Origin of the sequence: Pseudotabrizicola algicola, from assembly GCF_010915705.1 — a bacterium.
Lineage (GTDB): Bacteria > Pseudomonadota > Alphaproteobacteria > Rhodobacterales > Rhodobacteraceae > Pseudotabrizicola > Pseudotabrizicola algicola.
Map to the genome: position 1 here is coordinate 198,650 of NZ_JAAIKE010000002.1, position 20,495 is coordinate 219,144.

Consider the following 20,495-nt stretch of genomic DNA (forward strand, 5'->3'; position numbering starts at 1 on the left):
GCGCGGGTATGAGGGGTTATCCTGACCGTCAAACGGGGCGCTACGACCCCGAACAAGAGGCAGACATGGCGTTTCCAGAGCGGTTCTCGAACCTGCCGGATTATGCGTTTCCGCGGCTGCGGAAGCTACTCGACACGCATGCGCCCGGTGGGCCTGTCATTCACATGACCATCGGAGAGCCGCGGCATCCGATGCCTGCCTTCGTCGGGCCGATTCTGGCGCAGAGCCTTGAAGGCTTTGGCGTTTATCCGCCCAATGACGGCACGCCCGAGCTGCTGGCCGCCATCGCGGACTGGGTGCAGGGGCGCTATGGTGTGGCGCTGTCGCCCGAGCGGATCATGGCGCTGAACGGCACGCGGGAGGGGTTGTTCAACGCCGCCGTCGCGCTGTCGGCCGAGACAAAGCGGGGCAAGCGCCCCGTCATCCTGATGCCGAACCCGTTCTATCAGGTCTATGCCGTGGCGGCGCTGACGGTGGGGGCGGAGCCGGTCTATGTGCCGGCCACCGCCGAGACGGGGTTTCTGCCCGATTATGAGGGTCTGCCCGCCGAGGTGCTGGACCGTGTGACAGTGGCTTATCTCTGCTCTCCGGCCAATCCGCAGGGGGTCGTGGCCCCCGCAGATTATCTGGCGCGGCTGATGGCGCTGGCGGAACGCCATGATTTCCGCATTTTTGCCGATGAGTGCTATTCCGAGATCTGGCGCGATGCGCCGCCCCCCGGAGCGCTTGCGGTGGCCGAGGCGCATGGCGTGGACCCCGAGCGGGTGGCGGTGTTCCATTCGCTGTCGAAACGGTCGAACCTGCCGGGGCTGCGGTCGGGCTTTGTGGCGACGGGGCCGCAAAGCATGGCGCGCATCCGGCAGTTGCGGTCCTTTGCCGGAGCGCCGTTGCCGCTGCCCATCCAGCGCGTCTCGGAAGCCGCATGGCGCGACGAGGCGCATGTGGCGGAGAGCCTTGCCCTCTATCAGGCCAAGTTCCGCATGGCCGACGAGGTCTTTGCCGGACGCCGCAACCGCGTTTCGCCCGAGGGCGGGTTCTTTCTGTGGCTGCCGGTGCCGGAAGGCGATGGCGAGGCTGCGGCGCTGAAGCTGTGGCGCGAAACGGGGGTGCGGGTCTTGCCCGGCGCCTACCTGTCGCGCGATGCGGGCGGCGAGAACCCCGGCAAGGGCCATATCAGGGTGGCACTGGTCGCCCCACAGACAGAATTGCAGCACGGGCTGACCCGCCTTCGTGACTGCCTCTACGATTGAGGACAGGTAAGGTCATGGCATCCATCAACATGCGTCAACGCGACCCGCTTCTGGATCAGGACACCGCTGCCATGCTGGAGCGCCGCGGGCGCGAGCTGGTGGGGCTGGCCCTGCTGCTGGTGGCGGTCCTGTTCGCGGCGATGCTGTGGACCTATTCGCCGGAAGATCCGGGCTGGATGGTGGCGACCGACGAGCCTGCCGCCAACATGCTGGGCCGTTTCGGGGCGGCGGTCGCCTCGACCCTGATGATCATCGGGGGCAAAGGCGCGTGGATGGTGCCGCTTATTCTGGCGGTGTGGGGGGCGCGGTTTGTCAGCCATCGCGGGGCCGAGCGCGCCATGGGGCGCATCGTTTTCGCGGTGATCGCGGTGGCCCTTGCCTCGGTCTTTTGCGCGACGCTGGTGCCGGGGTCTGACTGGCCGCATTCCTTCGGCCTTGGCGGTCTGTTCGGCGATACCATCCTTGGCACCCTGCTGGGCGTGGCCCCTGTCAGCGCGGGCGTGGGGCTGAGCCTGTTTTCGCTGGTGCTGGGCGGGCTTTTGCTGGTCATGGGCCTGTGGGTGACGGGCTTCACGCTGCTGGAGCTTTCGGTGATCGGGCGTTTTCTGGCGATGGGCACCATCTTTGCCTATGGTGCGGCGCTGAACATGGCCGGACGTGGCACCTCGCGCGCGGCACATGCGCTGGCCGAGCGGCGGGCGGTGCGGGCCGAGGCGGTGGCGCAGCGGGGCGCCATGCGCACGCAAGACTGGGCAGGCAGCGAGGAACAGGGCGGCGCGCAGGGTTGGGGCGGGCCGCAGGGCTGGGGGCAAGAGGCCGCCGCACCGGCGCAGAAGGCCCCGCAAGGCGCCGCTGCGCGTGCGGGTGGCCCCAAGCCGATTGCGCCGATGGCGACCCGCAGCGCCGCGATCCACCGCCAGCCGGAGCCGGCCCCCGCGCCCGAGCCTGCACCGGCGAACAGCGAATGGGGGCGTCCCTCGGCGCTGCGCAGCACCTTGCGCGCCGATCCGCGCTATCCCGAACCGATGGCCGAGGCCGCCCATTACGCCCCCCCGCGCGAGCGGGCCGGATTGCTGGCGCGGATGCCGCAACTGATGCGCCGCGCCGAGCCGGAGCCGGAACTGGTGGAGCCGGTGCTGCCGGAGTTTCCCGAGGACATGGCCCCGAACGATGACCGGATCAAGGCGCGGATTTCCGATGCGATCCGTTCGCGCATGCGCCACCCCGGTCCGGTGCTGAACCCCGTGACCACCGCCGTCCATGCCCGCCGCGAGCCGCCGGTTGCGCGGAGCCTGACCCAGCGTCTGCGCGGGCCGCAGCCGCTGATCGCCGATACGCGGCGCGGGGCAACGCCGCCACCCGTCACCGCCGGGGGCCTGCCCGCCGAGCCGCCGCTGACCGCCGCCCATATGGCGCAGATGGCGGTGCCACCCGCGCCGCTGCGCGCCGTTCCTGCCGCGGTTTCGGCAGCCGTTTCCGGTGCGGCTCCGGCTGCGGCGACGGCTGCGGCGACGGCTGCGCGCGGGATTGGCCTGCCCCCTGCCCCGCCGCTGCCGCGCACCTATCAGCCCGATGCCGAGCCGCGGGACTGGGAGGAGGATGCCAATATCTTCACCCCCGATCTGCCGCCCGTGCCGCCCTATGCCGACGAGGCCAGCGATGACTGGCAGCCGGATGACAATTACGAGCCGGATTACGACCCGTTCCCCGTTCGCGCGCCCGTGCATGCGCCCCTGCGCTCTGCCGGCCATGCGCAGGCGTATTCGGATGGTTATTCCGACGGCTATTCCGATGACGAGGCGGGCGGCTTTGCCCCCGTTGCCCCGCCCGTGATGTCACAGGGGGCGGCCCATGCCGCGCCTTCGGCAGCGCCGCGCCTTGCCCCGCATATTCCGCTGACCGAAGTGCGCAAGCCGGTAGTGCAGCATGTGGTGAAAAAGCCCGTGCCGCCGTCGCGGCAGGCCATCGCCGAAAGCCAGCCGCGGATGCGTTTTGACGAGCGGGTGGCGGCCCCCTACGAGTTGCCGCCGCTGTCGCTGCTGTCGAGCCCCTCCTCGGTCGAGCGCTTCACGCTGTCGGACGAGGCGCTGGAAGAAAACGCGCGGATGCTGGAATCGGTCTTGGATGATTACGGCGTGAAGGGCGAGATCGTGAGCGTGCGCCCCGGCCCTGTGGTCACGATGTATGAACTTGAACCCGCGCCGGGCCTGAAGGCCTCGCGGGTGATCGGGCTGGCCGATGACATCGCGCGCAGCATGTCGGCGCTGTCGGCCCGTGTCTCGACCGTGCCGGGCCGCAGCGTGATCGGGATTGAACTGCCCAATGCCACCCGCGAAAAGGTGGTGCTGCGCGAGATCATCGCGGCGCGCGATTTCGGCGATTCGAACATGCGGCTGCCGCTGGCACTGGGCAAGGACATTGGCGGCGATGCGATTGTCGCGAACCTTGCCAAGATGCCCCACCTGCTGATCGCCGGAACCACGGGGTCGGGGAAGTCGGTGGCGATCAACACGATGATCCTGTCGCTTCTCTACAAGCTGACGCCGGAAGAATGCCGGTTGATCATGATCGACCCGAAGATGCTGGAACTGTCGGTCTATGACGGGATTCCGCACCTGCTCTCGCCCGTGGTGACCGACCCGAAGAAGGCGGTCGTCGCCCTGAAATGGGTGGTGGGCGAGATGGAGGAACGCTATCGCAAGATGTCCAAGATGGGCGTGCGCAACATCGAGGGCTACAATGGCCGCGTGCGCGAGGCGCTGGCCAAGGGCGAGATGTTCAAGCGCACCATCCAGACCGGATTTGACGAGGATACCGGCGAGCCGGTGTTCGAGACGGAAGAATTCGCGCCGGTCGCCCTGCCCTATATCGTGGTGATCGTCGACGAGATGGCCGACCTGATGATGGTGGCGGGCAAGGAGATTGAAGCCTGCATCCAGCGCCTTGCGCAGATGGCGCGGGCGTCGGGCATCCACCTGATCATGGCGACGCAGCGGCCCTCGGTCGATGTGATCACCGGCACGATCAAGGCGAACTTCCCCACCCGGATTTCCTTCCAGGTGACCAGCAAAATCGACAGCCGCACCATTCTGGGCGAGCAGGGGGCCGAGCAGCTTTTGGGCATGGGCGACATGCTCTATATGGGCAATGGCGCCAAGATCACCCGTATCCACGGCCCGTTTGTGAGCGACGAGGAGGTCGAGGAGATCGTCAACCACCTCAAGAGCTTTGGCCCGCCCGTCTATATGTCGGGCGTGGTGGAAGGGCCGGACGAGGACTCGGCGAGCGACATCGACGTGGTGCTGGGCCTGTCGAGCGGTGAAGGCGGCGATGACGCGCTTTACGATCAGGCGGTGGCGATTGTCGCCAAGGACCGCAAATGCTCGACCAGCTATATCCAGCGCAAACTGGGGATCGGCTATAACAAGGCCGCGAAACTGGTGGAGCAGATGGAAGAACAGGGCGTCGTCACAGCGGCCAACCATGTGGGCAAGCGCGAGATTCTGGTGCCGGAAACCTGACGCGGCAGCCAGAGGCGAGACGAAAACGCGCCCCGCTTCGGGCGCGTTTTTTATTGCTCAGCGGACAGCGTTGAGTTCGGCATCTTGCAAGCTGCAGTCGCGGATCACATCCGCGCCGCAGCGGCGGGGTTGCAGATCGCGGGTCAGGCAGAGGCGCACTTCCTGAATCATGCCCGCGCGGCAGGTCACGGTGATCTGGTCGCGCGCAAGGCCGGGGTTGCTTTCCACAAACGCGTCCTCGACCACCGAAGCGGGCAGCTTCATGTCCTTGGTGATGCGCGAGAACACCGGCGGCACCGTCACCGCGCCAAAGGCCTTGCGGGCCAGTGCGTAATAGTCGCGCGCGGAAAGGCCGGAGCAGCGCCCGTGTTTCTTCCACTGGTAGAAGGCAGAGCCCGCGCCGCCGAACACATCGGCCACCGCCGCCGTATCGCCGCGCGACGGGTCTGCCGCGCCCGTGCGGCAATAGCTGGGCCAGCCGGTTTCAAACTGCGGCCAGAGCCCGTGCAGCACGAAGGGCACCCCGCTGCCCCGGTCACATTGCGGATCGCGGCGCGCGTCGCCTTCCAGCGCGCACCAGTTGGCCGACCATGACAGCGCCATCACATAATAGTCAAAATCGCCCGCCCGCTCGCCTTCGGCGCGCGCGGCCCCCGCAAAGGCGCAGATCGCCGCCAGCACAGGCCAGAGCTTTCGCATTTACACTTCCCCTTCCGGTCAAAACCGCCTATATCGGCCTAGAATTCCCGACATCGTGGAAATCGCAGGCAAAGCGCCTGCAGCCGTTTTCCCGGCACGGGAGAGATTTGTAAAGGAGTTGGGCATGAACAAGCCGCTTATGGCAAAGGCCACCGCCGTCTGGCTCGTGGACAATACCACCCTGTCGTTCAAGCAGGTCGCGGATTTCTGCGGCATGCACGAGCTTGAGGTGCAGGGCATCGCCGATGGCGACGTCGCCCCCGGCGTCAAGGGGTTTGACCCGGTGGCCAACAACCAGTTGGACGCGATCGAGATCGAGAAGGGCCAGAAGGACCCGCTCTACAAGCTCAAGCTCAAGTTCAACGCGGCGGCCGTGGGCGAGGAAAAGCGGCGCGGCCCGCGCTATACCCCCCTGTCCAAGCGTCAGGACCGCCCTGCCGCGATCCTGTGGCTGGTGAAGTTCCACCCCGAATTGTCGGATGGCGCGATCGGCAAGCTGGTGGGCACCACCAAGCCGACCATTCAGGCGATCCGCGAGCGCACGCACTGGAACATCAACAACATCACCCCGGTGGACCCGGTGGCGCTTGGCCTGTGCAAGCAGTCCGAGCTTGACGTGGCGGTGCAGGCCGCCGTGCGCCGCCGTGCCGCCGAAGGCATCGTGATGAGCGATGACGAGCGGCGCAAACTGGTGTCGACCGAGCAATCGCTGGGCATGCCGGAAGAGCCGAAGATCCCCTCGGGGCTGGAAATGTTCGCCCGTCCGGAGAAAGAGGAAAAGCCCGCAGATTTCTCGGATGCGGACAGCTTTTTCAACCTGCCGCAGCATGATGATGATGACGAGGATGACGAGGACCAGCGCCGCTGAGGCCCGTTGCCGATCAGAACCCGGCGGAAGGCACCCTTTGGGGTGCCTTTTGCTTTGGTGCGGAAGGCGGCGGCGCTTTGGCAGGCAGCGTTTCGGCCCAGTGGCGCACTTCGGGCAGGCGGGGGCGCGCGACGGGGACGCTGATGCCGCTGGTCAGCAGGAGTTGCGCGCCGGGCTTGTCAGCGCGAAAGGCGGCGACGGCGCTGGCTGCGACCCAGTAGCTGCGATGCACCCGCAGCCCGAGACCGGGGGGCAGCACCGACTCAGCATCGGCGATGCGCCCGCGCAGCAGATGGCGCGTGCCATCCTTGAGCAGGATGGCGACGTAATGCTCTTCCGCCTCGATCAGTTGCAGGCTTGCGGTGGGAAAGCAGCGCCCGAACAGGGTCACGGTTGCGGGCAGGTCGGGCGCGGCGGGCAGGACGGGGGCCGCCGAAGGCAGCGTGCCCGCCTCGGAGGCGATGAACTCGACCAGCATGTCCTGCGCCGGACGGCCCCGCAGATCGGCCATGATACGCGGGATGATATAGGTGGACTGGATGGTTTCGCCGAGGTAGCAGAACACAAGGTTGAAGCCCGTCACCAGCAGCATGTCCTTGAAACTGGGCATGTCTGCGCCCAGCAGCAGCGCCATCAGCAGGCCGCACAGCGTGGCACCAAGGCCCGACAGGCCCACGGTGAACAGGCTGTAGGCCTTCCAGTTCAGCCGGTGGCACAACCAGAGCGAGAAATACAGAAGCGCGCTGAAGCTGCCGAAGCAGGCGGCGTAGAAGATGGTCAGCCGCAGGGCGGTGAAGTTGAGCAGATGGTCATAGGGGCCGATCAGAACGATGACCAAGGCCATCATCAACATCATGCCCACAAAGTAGGGGTGGCGAAATTGCGTCTGCAATTCACGCCACGTGAGTTGCAAGCGTCTGCCGTTCAAGTAAACAACCTGCATTTCGCACCAATCGTTTTGGCAAGCCGATAATGGCCCCGGTAATCTCCAGTCTCGGGTCGGGGGCTTTTGGCCTGAAGGTTGTAAGCCCGTTGCCGAGTGCTTGTGTGAACGTACCGACCCGGCCTTTTCTTAGCCCCCTCCTCCCTTGCAGGTTGTCGAAAACTTTAGTTCTGTCCAGTGCCAAGCACGGACCTGCGCCAATTTGACTAGACCTTACGGCGCGCGCGCAACGCCGCACCGATGGTGCCGTCATCGAGATAGTCGAGCTCGCCCCCGATGGGCACGCCTTGCGCAAGCGAGCTGATCTGCACATCGAGCGGGGCCAGCGTATCGGCGATGTAATGCGCGGTGGTCTGGCCGTCGACGGTGGCATTCAGCGCAAGGATCACCTCGGTGATGCCTTCGGCGCGCACCCGTTCCACCAGATCGGGAATGCGCAGCGTGTCCGGCCCGATGGCATCGAGCGCAGACAGCGTGCCGCCCAGAACGTGATAGCGCCCCTTGAACGCCCCGCCACGTTCCATCGCCCAGAGATCGGCGATGGATTCCACCACGCAGATCTCACCGGTGGCGCGGCGGGGATCGTCACAGATCGGGCAGAGGTCGGTGGTGCCGATGTTGCCGCAGATCCGGCAATCCTGCGCGGTCAGCGCCACGGTGGCCATCGCCTGCGCCAAGGGGGCCATCACGCTATCGCGGCGCTTGAGCAGGTGCAGCGCCGCACGCCGGGCCGAGCGCGGCCCAAGCCCCGGCAGCCGCGCCATCAGCGCGATCAGGGCCTCGATCTCGCGCGGGGGGCCCGACATGGGTCAGAACGGCAGCTTCATGCCGGCGGGCAGGCCCAGACCTTCGGTCAGCTTGGCCAGTTCCGCCTGACTGCGTTGCGCCGCCTTTGACTGCGCATCCTTGATTGCGGCAAGGATCAGGTCTTCCACCACTTCCTTTTCCGAGGCGACAAAGATCGAGGGGTCGATCTCCAGCCCCGTCAACTCGCCCTTGGCGGTGGCACGCGCCCGCACCAGCCCCGCGCCCGATTCGCCGATCACCACGATGCGCGACAGGTCTTCCTGCATCTCGGCCATCTTGGCCTGCATTTCCTGCGCCTTCTTCATCATCCCGGCCATGTCGCCTAGACCGCCCAAACCTTTCAGCATCCTGTCATCCTCTCAATTGTCCTCGAACGGGTCCCATTCGTCTTCGACCTCGGGCAGCGCCTCGGCGGCGGCGGCCTGCACCAGATCTTCCGCCGTGCGGATCTCGGCGATCTTCGCGCCCGGAAAGGCCAGCATCACCGCCTGCACCAGCGGGGTCTGCAGCACCTCGGCCTCGGTCTGCAGGCGGTCGGCGTCGCGGGCCTCGGCAATCGTGGGCTGGCCGCCGCCCGACACCACCGAGACGCCCCAGCGCTGGCCGGTAAAGGCCTGCAACCGCTGCCCCAGCCGCGCCGCCAGATCGGCACTGGCACGCGGCGAGGGTTCGAATTCGATACGGCCGGGGGCATAGCGGACCAGCCGCACACCCTCCTCGACCTCGTAGAGCAGCTTCATGTCGCGCCGCTCGCGGATCAGGGCGACCACCTGATCGAAGCTGGTGTAGACCACCTGCTCGGCGGCCAGCGCCATCGCCTGCCCCGCGCCGTTCATCATCGGCCCCCGCATCGGGGCCGAGGGCGCGCGCACCGCCCCATGCACACTGGCGCCCCCCGCCGGCGCGCCGCCCGGCATCGGGCCGGGCGCGTTCTGCAAGCGCCGGACCAGCGATTCGGGGTCGGGCAGATCGGCCACATGCGTCAGCCGGATGATCGCCATTTCCGCCGCCATCATCGCATTGGGGGCAAGCCCCACCTCCTCGATGGCCTTGAGCAGCATCTGCCACATCCGGCTCAAGGACCGCATCGGCAGGCGCTGCGCCATGTCGAGGCCGCGCGCCCGTTCATCGGGCGGCGTCGTGGGGTCTTCCGCCGCCTCGGGGGTGATCTTGATGACGCTGACCCAATGGGTTATCTCGGCCAGATCGCGCAGGATCGCCATCGGATCGGCCCCGTCGGCATATTGGCCCGCCACCTCGGTCAGCGCCGCCGCCGCCTCGCCCTTCATGATCAGGTCGAACAGGTCGAGCACGCGCCCGCGGTCGGCCAGCCCCAGCATGGCACGCACCTGCAGCGCGGTCGTCTCCCCCGCGCCGTGGGCAATCGCCTGATCCATCAGGCTCATGGCATCGCGGACCGAGCCTTCGGCGGCCCGCGTGATCAGCGCCAGCGCATCGGGGGCAAGCTGCGCGCCTTCCAGCGCGGCCACCTTCGACAGATGCGCCATCATCACCTCGGGTTCAATCCGCTTGAGGTCGAACCGCTGGCAGCGCGACAGCACGGTGACAGGCACCTTGCGGATCTCGGTGGTGGCGAAGATGAATTTCACATGGGCCGGAGGTTCTTCCAGCGTTTTCAGCAGCGCGTTGAAGGCGCTGGTCGACAGCATGTGCACTTCGTCGATGATGTAGATCTTGTAGCGCGCGCTGGCGGCGCGGTAATGCACCGAATCGATGATCTCGCGGATGTCGCCCACCCCGGTGCGGCTGGCGGCGTCCATCTCCATCACATCCACATGCCGACCTTCGGCAATGGCGCGGCAGGGTTCGCACTGGCCGCAAGGTTCGGTCGTCGGGCCGCCGCTGCCATCGGGGCCGACGCAGTTCAGCCCCTTGGCGATGATGCGCGCGGTGGTGGTCTTGCCCACCCCCCGCACGCCGGTCATCACGAAGGCATGGGCAATGCGGTCGGCGGCAAAGGCGTTTTTCAGCGTGCGCACCATCGCCTCTTGCCCGATCAGATCGGCAAAGGTGGCGGGGCGGTATTTGCGCGCCAGAACCTGATAGGATTTCTCGGGGCTGTCAGACATACTGCCTTCCGGGGTTGCACTGGCCCCAACCTAGGCGCTGCCGCGCCCCGCGTCCACCCGAAGGCCCGATGATGACCCTCGAGATTGCAGAAATTCCCGCCCTGGGCGGCACCCTCGCGCTCTGCCCGATGCCGGGTCGGCAGGGCGATTATGCGGGCGATCTGGCCACGCTGCTCGCATGGCGGCCCGCGCTGGTGCTGACGATGACCTCAAGGCTGGAACTGGCCAGCAAAGGGGCGGGCAGCATGCCCGCCGATCTTGCCGCCGCAGGGGTGGCCTGGCGGCACCTGCCGGTGCCGGATTTCGGCACACCCCGCGCCGACACCGCCGCCCTCTGGCCCCAGATCTCGTCCGAGGCGCGCGCGCTGCTGGCCGATGGCGGTCGCGTGCTGGCGCATTGCATGGGGGGCTGCGGCCGGTCCGGCATGGCGGTGCTGCGCCTCCTGGTAGACGGCGGCGAAGACCCTGAAACCGCCCTGCCGCGCCTGCGCGCCGCGCGCCGCTGCGCGGTGGAAACCAAGGCGCAACAGCGTTGGGCCAGCGCGCGCTAAGCCTTTTCATCTGTTCTTAAATATCCCCGCCGGAGGCTCCCGCACCTTCAGCCCGAGCCTCACGCCCGATGGTAAGGTGCGCCCGCAAGGATCGAGGCCGCGCGATACAGCTGTTCGCTCAGCATCACCCGCACCAGCATATGCGGCCAGACCATCTTGCCAAAGCTGACCGAGGCATCGGCCCGCGCGCGCAGGGCCGGATCGATGCCATCCGCGCCGCCGATCACAAAGGCCACATCCTGCCGCCCGTCATCGCGCCAGCGCGCCAGCATCGCGGCAAACTCGGGGCTGCTCACAAGTGCGCCGCGTTCGTCCAGCGTGACCATCACCGCGCCCGCCGGCACGGCGCGCGCCAGCAGTTCGGCCTCGGTCGCCATGCCGCCGCCGCGCCGGTCCTCGACCTCATGCTCGCTCAGCGGGCCCAGCGACAGCGCCCGCCCCGTGCGGTCAAAGCGGGTGGTGTAATCGTCGATCAGCACGCGTTCCGGGCCGCTGCGCAGCCGGCCCACGGCGCAGAGATGCACCCGCATACGGTCAGACGACCGACCCGCGCAGGGCATCGCCCGAGGGCAGCCACATCTTTTCCAGCTGGTAGAAATCGCGCACTTCGGGGCGGAAGACATGGACGATCACATCGCCGCTGTCGATCAGCACCCAGTCACCGGTTTCCTTGCCTTCCATCTTGCAGACGAGGCCGAAGCCCTGCTTGATGCGGTCGGCCAGCTTTTCGGCAATCGCCGCGACCTGACGCGATGACCGGCCCGAGCAGATCACCATGTAATCGGCCACGTCCGACCGGCCGCGCAGGTCGATCTGCACGATCTGTTCGGCCTTGTCGTCATCGACCGAGGCCAGAACCGCCTCCAGCAGCTGTTCGGCGGTATAGTCCGGGGCGCTTGCGCGGTTGGCCCGGGGTCCGACCGGCAGCCCGGTCGCAGGATCTGAGTGAGACAGGACAACGTCCTCCATCTGACGCGCCGATCCATCCCCGGCGCCGGGACCTGCTCAGGGTAGCACCCTTGGGGGGCAACCTCAACAAAGCGGGCAAGCCGGGGGGCATAGCGCCGAATGGCCGCGCGCGCAAGTCGGGATGGCGCGCGGGGGCCAAGAGAACCTTGCCTGACGCGGCGTTTGGGCGTATCAAGCGCGCCATGAGCGGGTTCATCTATTTCAACATCACCGACCATGCGCGGCTTCCGGCCCGCTTTTTCGGCATGACCCGCACCGTGCTTGCGCGCCTTTGACGCTGGCCGCGCGCGCCCCGCAGGCGGGCGCTGATCCCTGCCCCTTTCTCCAAGCCATCCCAAGATAAGGTGAGAGCCATGACCGCTCCGCGTACGCTTTACGATAAAATCTGGGACGATCACGTCGTCCATCAGGCCGAAGACGGCACCTGCCTGCTCTACATCGACCGCCATCTGGTGCATGAGGTCACCAGCCCGCAAGCCTTTGAAGGGCTGCGGATGACGGGCCGCAAGGTGCGCGCGCCGGAAAAGACCATCGCCGTGCCCGACCACAACGTGCCCACCACGCTCGACCGTGCCAATGCCGCGACCATGACGGAAGACAGCCGCGTCCAGGTGGCAGCGCTTGACAAGAACGCGCGCGATTTCGGCATCAACTACTATCCGGTCTCCGATGTGCGGCAAGGCATCGTGCATATCGTCGGCCCCGAACAGGGCTGGACCCTGCCCGGCATGACGGTGGTCTGCGGCGATTCGCATACCGCGACGCATGGCGCCTTCGGCAGCCTCGCGCATGGCATCGGCACCTCCGAGGTCGAACATGTGCTGGCGACGCAGACGCTGATCCAGCGCAAGGGCAAGAACATGAAGGTGGAAATCACCGGCTCCCTGCGCCCCGGCGTCACCGCCAAGGACATCACCCTGTCGGTGATCGGTGCCACCGGCACCGCAGGCGGCACTGGCTATGTCATCGAATATTGCGGTCAGGCGATCCGCGAGTTGTCGATGGAAGGCCGGATGACCGTCTGCAACATGGCGATCGAGGGCGGCGCCCGCGCGGGGCTGATCGCGCCGGATGAAAAAACCTTTGCCTATTGCATGGGCCGCCCGCACGCGCCCAAGGGTGCCAAATGGGAGGCCGCGGTCGCCTATTGGAAGACCCTGTTCTCGGATGAGGGCGCGCATTGGGACAAGGTGGTCACCCTGCGCGGCGAGGATATCGCCCCCGTCGTCACCTGGGGCACCAGCCCCGAGGACGTGCTGCCGATCACCGGCACCGTGCCTGCGCCGACCGACTTCACCGGCGGCAAGGTCGATGCGGCGGCGCGCAGCCTTGACTACATGGGCCTGACGCCCGGCATGAAGCTGACCGACATCGCCATCGACACCGTGTTCATCGGCTCCTGCACCAATGGCCGGATCGAAGACCTGCGCGCGGCGGCCGAAATCCTCAAGGGCCGCAAGATCAAGGTCAAACGCGCAATGGTGGTGCCCGGCTCGGGCCTCGTGCGCGCACAGGCCGAAGAAGAGGGCCTCGCGCAGATCTTCATCGACGCGGGCTTCGAATGGCGGCTTGCGGGCTGCTCGATGTGCCTTGCGATGAACCCCGACCAGTTGCAACCGGGCGAGCGCTGCGCCGCGACCTCGAACCGCAACTTCGAAGGCCGTCAAGGCCGCGGCGGGCGCACGCATCTGATGTCGCCTGCGATGGCGGCAGCGGCAGCGATCACCGGCCATCTGACCGATGTGCGCGAACTGATGACCGAAACCGCCTGATCGGGACGCTCATCCGCCCTTGCGGGCGTCTTCGCTGCACGCGAGGAGCGACCGCAAGGGAGGGACGAGCACCCGCCGTGCAAAGGACAAACCCATGGATAAATTCACCACCCTGACCGGCATTGCGGCGCCCATGCCATTGGTCAACATCGACACCGACATGATCATCCCCAAGCAGTTCCTGAAGACGATCCAGCGTTCGGGCCTTGGCAAGAACCTGTTCGACGAGATGCGCTACACCCAGGACGGGCAGGAAATCCCTGATTTCGTGCTGAACCAGCCCGCCTATCGCAGCGCCGAGATCATCATCGCGGGCGACAATTTCGGCTGCGGCTCGTCGCGCGAACATGCACCCTGGGCGCTTCTCGACTTCGGCATCCGCTGCGTCATCTCGACCAGCTTTGCCGACATCTTCTACAACAACTGCTTCAAGAACGGCATCCTGCCCATCGTGATGCCGCAAGAGGTGGTCGATGTGCTGATGGCCGACGCCCGCAAGGGGGCCAATGCCCGCATGACGGTGGATCTGGCGGCGCAGACCGTTACCACCTCGGACGGACAGAGCTTTGGCTTCGAGGTGGACAGCCACCGCAAGCACTGCCTGATGAACGGTCTGGACGATATCGGCCTCACGCTGGAGAAGGCTGCCGCAATTGACAGCTTCGAAGCCAAGGCCGCAACGCTGCGCCCTTGGGCCTGAAAAACCTGCAACCACAACATCTTGGGCCGCCCTACCGGGCGGCCAATTTTTTTTCGCTCTCTTGATGCAATCCTGCGACACATTGGCCGTATATGTGCCGTAATAATTGATCACACCGGGACACAGCATTGCGGGCTGGAGCGAAAGAAGGCACAAATTGGGCAGGATTGAGGCAACCCGCCACAAATGGTGGGAGAACTTCGGAACAAGGTCCCGGCGAAGCATCGGGTCCGACCGGGTGGAAGGTAGCAAAGCTGTGGTCTCGCGTTTCTCGGGGGCATTTGTCAGGGCTGTTCTGGTCATGGGGGTGGTTGTCACGCCCTCCGTGCTGATGTCGGGCGTCTCGGTCGACGCGCGGCAGATGGCTGCGCTGGTCGCCCTGTTTGCCGGGCTGCTGACCTTTGTCGAATACAACACCGATGCCCCCAGCCTGATCGAGTTCCGTGACGCCCCGCCCTTCAACCGCGTGCGGCTCGGCATGCTGTTTGCCACCGTCTTTTGCCTCTCTGTCGTGGAAAGCGGGCGCGAGAATGCGACCAGCCTGTCCGAACTGGTGCAGGCCGTCGGGCATCTGGTGGGGCGCTCGATGGATTTTCCCTATTCTCCGGTGCGTCTGGCCAAGCTGATGCTGGCCGAGACGGCCACTCCGGCGCAGGTGATGGCGGTGCGCGATGCGGCGGGCATTGCCTATCTGACCTCGCTCGTCTCGCTGTCGGTCTTCGTGATCCTGCTCAAGGCCGGAAGCTGGCCGCTGCGGGACCGCGTGTTCAACGTCTGGGTCAACCTGCCCACCTTTGACCCGACCGCAGGCGATCTGGTCGAGCGGCTGGAGCGGGACGGGCGCATCAACATCGCGCTTGGCTTCCTCATTCCCTTCATCATTCCCTTTGTCGTCAGCCTGTCCTCCTCGGGGATCAATCCTGACAGCATGACTTCCTCGCAAACCCTGATCTGGACGATGACAGCATGGGCCTTTCTGCCTGCCAGCCTGTTCATGCGCGGCATTGCGCTGGGGCGGATCGCCGAGATGGTGCGCGACATCCGCCGCGCCCAGGGCGCGCGCGACAGCGTGGCCACCTCGCGGGCCTCGCGGGTGTTCTGATCGCCCTTGCCGCGCCCTGCGGGGCCGACGGGTTGCGGCTTGCCTATTGGAATACGGACCTGAACCGCGCCGGACCGGGGCTGTTGCTGCGCGACCTGCGGCTGGGGCGTGCCGATGATCTGCGCGTCGCCGCCCGGACGATTGCCGCCTTGCAGGCCGATGTGCTGGTGATCTCGGGCTTCGATTACGATGCGGGCGGGCTGGCCCTTGCGGCGCTGAACGCAGCCCTGCCGCAGCCCTATGACCATCTGCGGCCCTTGCGGCCCAATACCGGGATTGCCAGCGGCTTTGACCTTGACGGCAACGGGCGCAGCGACGAGGCGCGGGATGCCATCGGCTTTGGCCGCTTTCCGGGGGAAGGGGGCATGGCGATCCTGTCGCGCCTGCCGCTGGATGCGGCGGCCAGCGTGGATCATTCGGGGCTGTTGTGGCGCGATCTGCCGGGGGCCGCCCTGCCGCCGCTGCCCGAAGGCGCGGCAGAGATGTTGCGGCTGTCGACGACGGGGCATCACGATACGGCGGTGGTGCTGCCCGATGGCCGCCGCCTGCATCTGCTGACATGGCACGCCACGCCCCCCGCCTTTGACGGGGAGCGCAACATCAGGCGCAACCACGATGAGGCGGCGTTCTGGCTGCATCTGCTGGACAGCCCGCAGGCCCCGCAAGCGCCCTTTGTCCTGATCGGTCAGGCCAATGTGGACCCGGACAAGGGCAATGGCGACCCTGCCGCGCTGCGGGCGCTTTTGGCCGATACGCGGCTTCAGGATGTGCTGGCGGGCGATACGGTGGATTATGGCGGCGCGCTGGGGGTGCTGCGGGTGTCCTACATCCTGCCCTCGGCAAGCATCACCGTGACCGGCGCGGGCCATGCGCCGCAGCCCGAAGGCGCGCGGCACCATCCGATCTGGATGGAAATCAGCCCCTGAGCCCCCTGCTTTCCCCAAGGACCGCTTGACCCTGTGCGGCCCATTGGCTACGCCGCTGCCAACCCAAAGACAGGAGCCTTTGCGATGGCCAACCCTTCCCTTCTTATCCTCGCCGGTGACGGCATCGGCCCTGAAGTCATGGCCGAAGTGAAGAAAATCATCGGCTGGATGGGCGCCAAGCGCGGCGTCACCTTCGATGTCACCGAAGATCTGGTCGGCGGCTGCGCCTATGACAAACATGGCGTGCCGCTGCATGACGACACGATGGCCAAGGCGCAAGAGGTGGATGCCGTTCTGCTGGGCGCCGTGGGCGGGCCGCAATATGACAACCTCGATTTCAGCGTGAAGCCCGAGCGCGGGCTGCTGCGCCTGCGCAAGGAGATGGACCTGTTTTCCAACCTGCGCCCCGCGCAGTGCTTTGACGCGCTGGCCGACTTCTCGTCGCTGAAGAAGGATGTGGTGGCGGGCCTCGACATCGTGATCGTGCGCGAGCTGACCAGCGGCGTCTATTTCGGCGAGCCGCGCGGCATCTTCACCGAAGGCAACGAGCGGGTGGGCATCAACACCCAGCGCTACACCGAATCGGAAATCGCACGCGTCGCACGCTCGGCCTTCGAGCTGGCGCGCAAGCGCGGCAACAAGGTCTGCTCGATGGAGAAGGCCAATGTGATGGAATCGGGCATCCTGTGGCGCGATGTGGTGCAGGAAATCCATGACAAGGAATACCCCGATGTCGCCCTGTCGCACATGTATGCCGACAATGGCGCGATGCAGCTTGTGCGCTGGCCCAAGCAGTTCGATGTGATCGTCACCGACAACCTGTTCGGCGATGTGCTGTCCGATTGCGCCGCGATGCTGACCGGATCGTTGGGCATGCTGCCCTCGGCCAGCCTCGGCGCGCCGATGGCGAACGGCCGCCCCAAGGCGCTGTACGAGCCGGTGCATGGCTCTGCCCCCGATATCGCGGGCACGGGCAAGGCGAACCCGATCGCCTGCATCCTGTCGTTCGCGATGGCGCTGCGCTATTCCTTCGACATGGGCGAGGATGCCACGCGGGTGGAAAAGGCGGTCGAGAAGGTGCTGGCCGATGGTCTGCGCACCGCCGATCTGATGGGGCCCGAGGGTGGCACCCCGATCAGCACCGCCGCGATGGGCGATGCGATTGTGGCGGCGCTGGACGCCAGCCTCTGAACCCGTCGGCAAGATGTTGCACAAAGGCCCGCACACCGGCGGGCCTTTGTCACTTCCGCCTCGGGGGGCGTTGAGCCTGCCAGCGGTTTCTGCGCATAGTGTTTGCGCAAACAGGGTGGCGCAGTGCCCCTGTCGGCCGGAGGACCCCATGGGACATAACCTTAAAGGAGCGCTTTACGCGCTGCTCGCCTTTGCGATCTATGCAACCCATGACGTGGTGATCAAGTTTCTGGGCGAAAGCTATAACTCGTTCCAGATCATCTTCTTTTCGGGGCTTCTGGGCTTTCCGCTCATCACTTTCATGCTGATGAGCGACCGCACCGACGGCAACCTCATTCCGCGCCATCCGTGGTGGTCGCTGCTGCGCTCGCTGACCGCGGTGTCCACGGGGGCAGCGGGGTTCTACGCCTTTACCGTGCTGCCGCTGGCGCAGACCTATGCGATCCTGTTCGCGATGCCGCTGCTGATCACCGTGCTGGCGATCCCCATGCTGGGCGAGAAGGTGGGGCTGCGCCGCGGAATCGCGGTGGTGGTCGGTTTGCTGGGCGTGCTGATCGTGCTGCGGCCAGGGTCGGCGGAATTGTCCTGGGGGCATCTGGCGGCGCTGTCGGCGGCGCTGACAGGCTCTCTCACCTCGGTGATCGTGCGCAAGATCGGGGGCGAGGAGCGTTCGGCGGTGCTGATGCTGTATCCGATGGTCGCGACCTTCCTGCTGACAGGGGCGGCGATGCCCTTTGTCTATGTGCCGATGCCGCTCGAGCATCTGGCGCTGACGGGGGTCATCGCGCTGATGGCCTTTGTGGCGGCGATGCTGTCGATCGCCGCCTATCGCACGGCGCCCGCCATCATCGTGGCGCCGATGCAGTATTCGCAGATCATCTGGGCGGTGATCTACGGGGCGTTGCTGTTCGACGAACAGGCCGATGCCTATACGCTGGTCGGCACCGGCGTGATCATCGCGTCGGGCATCTACATCGTGATGCGCGAAGGCACCGGCAGCGTGTCGAAGAACAGCCCCGTGCTGTCGAACAAATCGCGCCCCGAAACCGGTTTGATGCCCCGCATCAGCCTGCTTTTGAAACGCGGCGAGCGACGGCGGAGCGAGTAAGCGCGCGAGGCCTCTTGCAAAGTGCAAACGACGGGTTTATGGCCTGTCCCACGGTCGGAGCGTAGCGCAGTCTGGTAGCGCACCTGCTTCGGGAGCAGGGGGTCGGAGGTTCGAATCCTCTCGCTCCGACCAAATTTTCCCGCCCTTGATACAGATGTCTCGCGCCCTGTGCGCGCCTTGCGCCGGCTGCTTGCGCGGCCGGTCAGGTTTCGACCTTCAGCACGATCTTGCCGGTGTGGCCCGAGCTTTCCATGCGGGCATGGGCCTGTGCGGCCTGTTCCAGCGGGTATTCGCTGTCCATCACCGGAGCGAAGTGGCCTGCCGCGATCATCGGCCAGACATGCGTTTCCACCTCGCGCGCGATGCGTGCCTTGGCAGCATCGGATTGCGGGCGCAGGGTGGAGCCGGTGATCGTCAGGCGGCGGACCATCAGTTCGGAGAAGTTCAGTTCCACCTTGGGGCCTTGCAGGAAGGCGATCTGCACAAGGCGGCCATCATCGGCCAGCGTGCCGATGTTGCGCGGCAGGTAAGGACCGCCCACCATGTCGAGGATCAGGTCGGCGCCGCCCAGTGCCTTGACCTCGGCCGCCCAATCCTCGGTCCTGTAGTTGAAGGCACGCTCGGCCCCCAGAGCTTCGCAGGCGCGGGCCTTGTCATCGCTGCCCGCAGTGGTGAAAACGCGCGCGCCGAGGCTGCGGGCGATCTGGATGGCGGTGGTGCCGATGCCCGAAGCGCCGCCATGCACGAGGAACCGCTCTCCCCCGCGCAAGCCGCCGCGCATCACCACATTGGACCAGACGGTGAAGCAGGTTTCGGGCAGGCAGGCAGCCTCTTTCAACCCCATGCCGGCAGGGACGGGCAGCGCATGGGCTTCGTGGGTGGTGACATATTCGGCATAGCCGCCGCCCGGCAGCAGGGCGCAGACCTTGTCGCCGATCTGCCAGCGGCTGACGTTGGGGCCGATCTCCACCACGGTGCCCGACGCCTCCAGCCCCGGCAGCGGCGAGGCGCTGGCGGGCGGGGCGTAGCGTCCGGCACGTTGCAAGGCATCGGGGCGGTTCACCCCGGCATAGGCAACGCGGATGACGATCTGGCCATGCCCCGGCACCGGCACCGGATAGGTGGCGGGTTTGAGCACCTCCGGCCCGCCGGGTTCAGAGATTTCGATGGCGCGCATGGTGTGGGACAGGGTCATGTCAGGTCTTTCAATCGGGGCGTTTCAGCGGAAACGGTCCGCCATCTTGCCGGGCAGATCGTCGGGCGTCTCGGGCCTGCGGATCTTTTCCATGAGTTTCATCGGCCCGGCAAGCACGGCCTTGGCCAGCGCATTCTCGCGCACCGCGGCCTTGGCCTTTTCGATGCGCATCACATCCTCGATCCGGCGGTCGAGGAAATCCCAAGTGGCCTGATGGCCGGGGCTGTCATCGCCCAGCCAGAACAGCACGGTGGCGGAATAGACCGCCGACAGGGTGGCGCGTTTGGTGTACCAGTTGATGTCGCGGCTGGTGTCGCCCAGCGCCGACCAGATGGCATCGGCGGTGCCCCAGATCGCCCGCGCCCCGTCGGCGGCATGGATCGGCAGGGCAAAGAGCGTGGTGCCACGGCGCACGGCCTCTTTGTCCTCGACCAGTTCCAGCCGCAGGCGCACGGCGTTGGTGATGCGGTCGCGGTAGCGCAGGGCGGCCAGATCGGTGGCAGCCAGCCGTTCGCGCATCAGCGCATCGCCGCGCCGGTGATAGGCCAGCGCCAGATCGACCCCGCCGCGCGGGAACAGCGCACGCGCCAAGGCCGGATTGACCCCCGAATCGGTGATGGCAGCGCGCAGGGTGGTTTCGGACCAGCCGTCGAACGGCACATGCATCAGGGCTGCATCCAGCACCATATCCTCGGGGGCGGGCTTTGCTTCGGTCGTCATGTCGTCATCCTTCCGTCATGGCGGTGGACAGGGGCTATCGGGTTTGTTATAGCGCGCCCTGCCTGCACAAACAGTGCAACTCT

Annotated in this window: 19 protein-coding genes and 1 tRNA gene; 11 read left to right on the forward strand and 9 right to left on the reverse strand. The window is 66.4% G+C overall.

Annotated elements, in window-relative coordinates:
- Window positions 1–65: 65 nt before the first annotated feature.
- Both G3572_RS07490 and G3572_RS07495 read left to right on the forward strand, forming a co-directional pair.
- Complete coding sequence (locus tag G3572_RS07490) at window positions 66–1,250, forward strand: aminotransferase class I/II-fold pyridoxal phosphate-dependent enzyme (RefSeq protein ID WP_164610393.1); 1,185 nt, start codon at window positions 66–68, stop codon at window positions 1,248–1,250.
- Window positions 1,251–1,264: 14 nt separating this feature from the next.
- A complete protein-coding gene (locus G3572_RS07495; protein ID WP_164610395.1) occupies window positions 1,265–4,771 on the forward strand; it encodes a DNA translocase FtsK in 3,507 nt (1,168 codons plus the stop codon).
- A gap of 57 nt (window positions 4,772–4,828) precedes the next feature.
- Here the strand turns inward: G3572_RS07495 and G3572_RS07500 are convergent, their stop codons facing one another.
- Window positions 4,829–5,470, reverse strand: a complete 642-nt coding sequence (locus tag G3572_RS07500) for a ribonuclease T2 family protein (RefSeq protein WP_164610397.1) — start codon at window positions 5,468–5,470, stop codon at window positions 4,829–4,831.
- Between the two features lie 124 nt (window positions 5,471–5,594).
- Here G3572_RS07500 and G3572_RS07505 point away from each other — a divergent pair, with 124 nt between their 5' ends.
- A complete protein-coding gene (locus G3572_RS07505) occupies window positions 5,595–6,338 on the forward strand; it encodes a DUF1013 domain-containing protein (RefSeq protein WP_164610399.1) in 744 nt (247 codons plus the stop codon).
- A gap of 13 nt (window positions 6,339–6,351) precedes the next feature.
- Here G3572_RS07505 and G3572_RS07510 read toward each other — a convergent pair whose 3' ends face one another.
- From G3572_RS07510 to G3572_RS07525, 4 genes are all read right to left on the reverse strand, one after another.
- The gene (locus G3572_RS07510) at window positions 6,352–7,281 is read right to left on the reverse strand and encodes a LytTR family DNA-binding domain-containing protein (RefSeq protein WP_164610401.1); all 930 of its coding nucleotides are present in this window, start codon (window positions 7,279–7,281) and stop codon (window positions 6,352–6,354) included.
- A gap of 206 nt (window positions 7,282–7,487) precedes the next feature.
- Window positions 7,488–8,087, reverse strand: a complete 600-nt coding sequence (gene recR / locus G3572_RS07515; protein ID WP_164610403.1) for a recombination mediator RecR — start codon at window positions 8,085–8,087, stop codon at window positions 7,488–7,490.
- A 3-nt stretch (window positions 8,088–8,090) separates the two neighbouring features.
- A complete protein-coding gene (locus tag G3572_RS07520; RefSeq protein WP_164610405.1) occupies window positions 8,091–8,435 on the reverse strand; it encodes a YbaB/EbfC family nucleoid-associated protein in 345 nt (114 codons plus the stop codon).
- Between the two features lie 12 nt (window positions 8,436–8,447).
- Window positions 8,448–10,178, reverse strand: coding sequence for a DNA polymerase III subunit gamma/tau (locus tag G3572_RS07525; protein ID WP_164610407.1), 1,731 nt, complete (start codon window positions 10,176–10,178; stop codon window positions 8,448–8,450).
- Between the two features lie 71 nt (window positions 10,179–10,249).
- On the opposite strand from G3572_RS07525, the gene G3572_RS07530 reads away from it, so the two are divergent.
- The gene (locus tag G3572_RS07530) at window positions 10,250–10,729 is read left to right on the forward strand and encodes a phosphatase domain-containing putative toxin (RefSeq protein ID WP_240335464.1); all 480 of its coding nucleotides are present in this window, start codon (window positions 10,250–10,252) and stop codon (window positions 10,727–10,729) included.
- 59 nt (window positions 10,730–10,788) lie between these two features.
- Here G3572_RS07530 and rlmH read toward each other — a convergent pair whose 3' ends face one another.
- Together rlmH and rsfS are read right to left on the reverse strand one after the other, a co-directional pair.
- On the reverse strand, window positions 10,789–11,259 hold the full coding sequence (gene rlmH / locus G3572_RS07535; RefSeq protein WP_164610411.1) for a 23S rRNA (pseudouridine(1915)-N(3))-methyltransferase RlmH: 471 nt from the start codon (window positions 11,257–11,259) through the stop codon (window positions 10,789–10,791).
- 4 nt (window positions 11,260–11,263) lie between these two features.
- The gene (gene rsfS, locus G3572_RS07540) at window positions 11,264–11,596 is read right to left on the reverse strand and encodes a ribosome silencing factor (RefSeq protein ID WP_354004013.1); all 333 of its coding nucleotides are present in this window, start codon (window positions 11,594–11,596) and stop codon (window positions 11,264–11,266) included.
- Window positions 11,597–12,051: 455 nt separating this feature from the next.
- Between rsfS and leuC the strand changes: the two genes are divergently transcribed.
- The 7 genes from leuC (at window position 12,052) to G3572_RS07575 (ending at window position 18,629) form a co-directional block, all read left to right on the forward strand.
- Window positions 12,052–13,470 (forward strand): 3-isopropylmalate dehydratase large subunit, encoded by a 1,419-nt coding sequence (gene leuC / locus G3572_RS07545; protein WP_164610415.1) that lies wholly within the window; start codon window positions 12,052–12,054, stop codon window positions 13,468–13,470.
- Window positions 13,471–13,564: 94 nt separating this feature from the next.
- Window positions 13,565–14,170 (forward strand): 3-isopropylmalate dehydratase small subunit, encoded by a 606-nt coding sequence (gene leuD / locus G3572_RS07550; RefSeq protein WP_164610417.1) that lies wholly within the window; start codon window positions 13,565–13,567, stop codon window positions 14,168–14,170.
- Window positions 14,171–14,426: 256 nt separating this feature from the next.
- Entirely contained in the window at window positions 14,427–15,272 is an 846-nt protein-coding gene (locus G3572_RS07555) for a hypothetical protein (RefSeq protein WP_354004001.1), read from the forward strand.
- A gap of 32 nt (window positions 15,273–15,304) precedes the next feature.
- Window positions 15,305–16,198, forward strand: coding sequence for an endonuclease/exonuclease/phosphatase family protein (locus G3572_RS07560; protein ID WP_205518680.1), 894 nt, complete (start codon window positions 15,305–15,307; stop codon window positions 16,196–16,198).
- An 84-nt stretch (window positions 16,199–16,282) separates the two neighbouring features.
- Complete coding sequence (gene leuB / locus G3572_RS07565) at window positions 16,283–17,389, forward strand: 3-isopropylmalate dehydrogenase (RefSeq protein ID WP_164610421.1); 1,107 nt, start codon at window positions 16,283–16,285, stop codon at window positions 17,387–17,389.
- A 148-nt stretch (window positions 17,390–17,537) separates the two neighbouring features.
- On the forward strand, window positions 17,538–18,497 hold the full coding sequence (locus tag G3572_RS07570; RefSeq protein ID WP_164610423.1) for a DMT family transporter: 960 nt from the start codon (window positions 17,538–17,540) through the stop codon (window positions 18,495–18,497).
- Between the two features lie 55 nt (window positions 18,498–18,552).
- Window positions 18,553–18,629, forward strand: a tRNA-Pro gene (locus G3572_RS07575).
- Between the two features lie 70 nt (window positions 18,630–18,699).
- On the opposite strand, the gene G3572_RS07580 is transcribed toward G3572_RS07575, so the two are convergent.
- Both G3572_RS07580 and G3572_RS07585 read right to left on the reverse strand, forming a co-directional pair.
- Window positions 18,700–19,692, reverse strand: coding sequence for an NAD(P)H-quinone oxidoreductase (locus G3572_RS07580; RefSeq protein ID WP_164610426.1), 993 nt, complete (start codon window positions 19,690–19,692; stop codon window positions 18,700–18,702).
- A 24-nt stretch (window positions 19,693–19,716) separates the two neighbouring features.
- A complete protein-coding gene (locus G3572_RS07585; RefSeq protein ID WP_164610427.1) occupies window positions 19,717–20,412 on the reverse strand; it encodes a COQ9 family protein in 696 nt (231 codons plus the stop codon).
- Window positions 20,413–20,495: the final 83 nt, after the last annotated feature.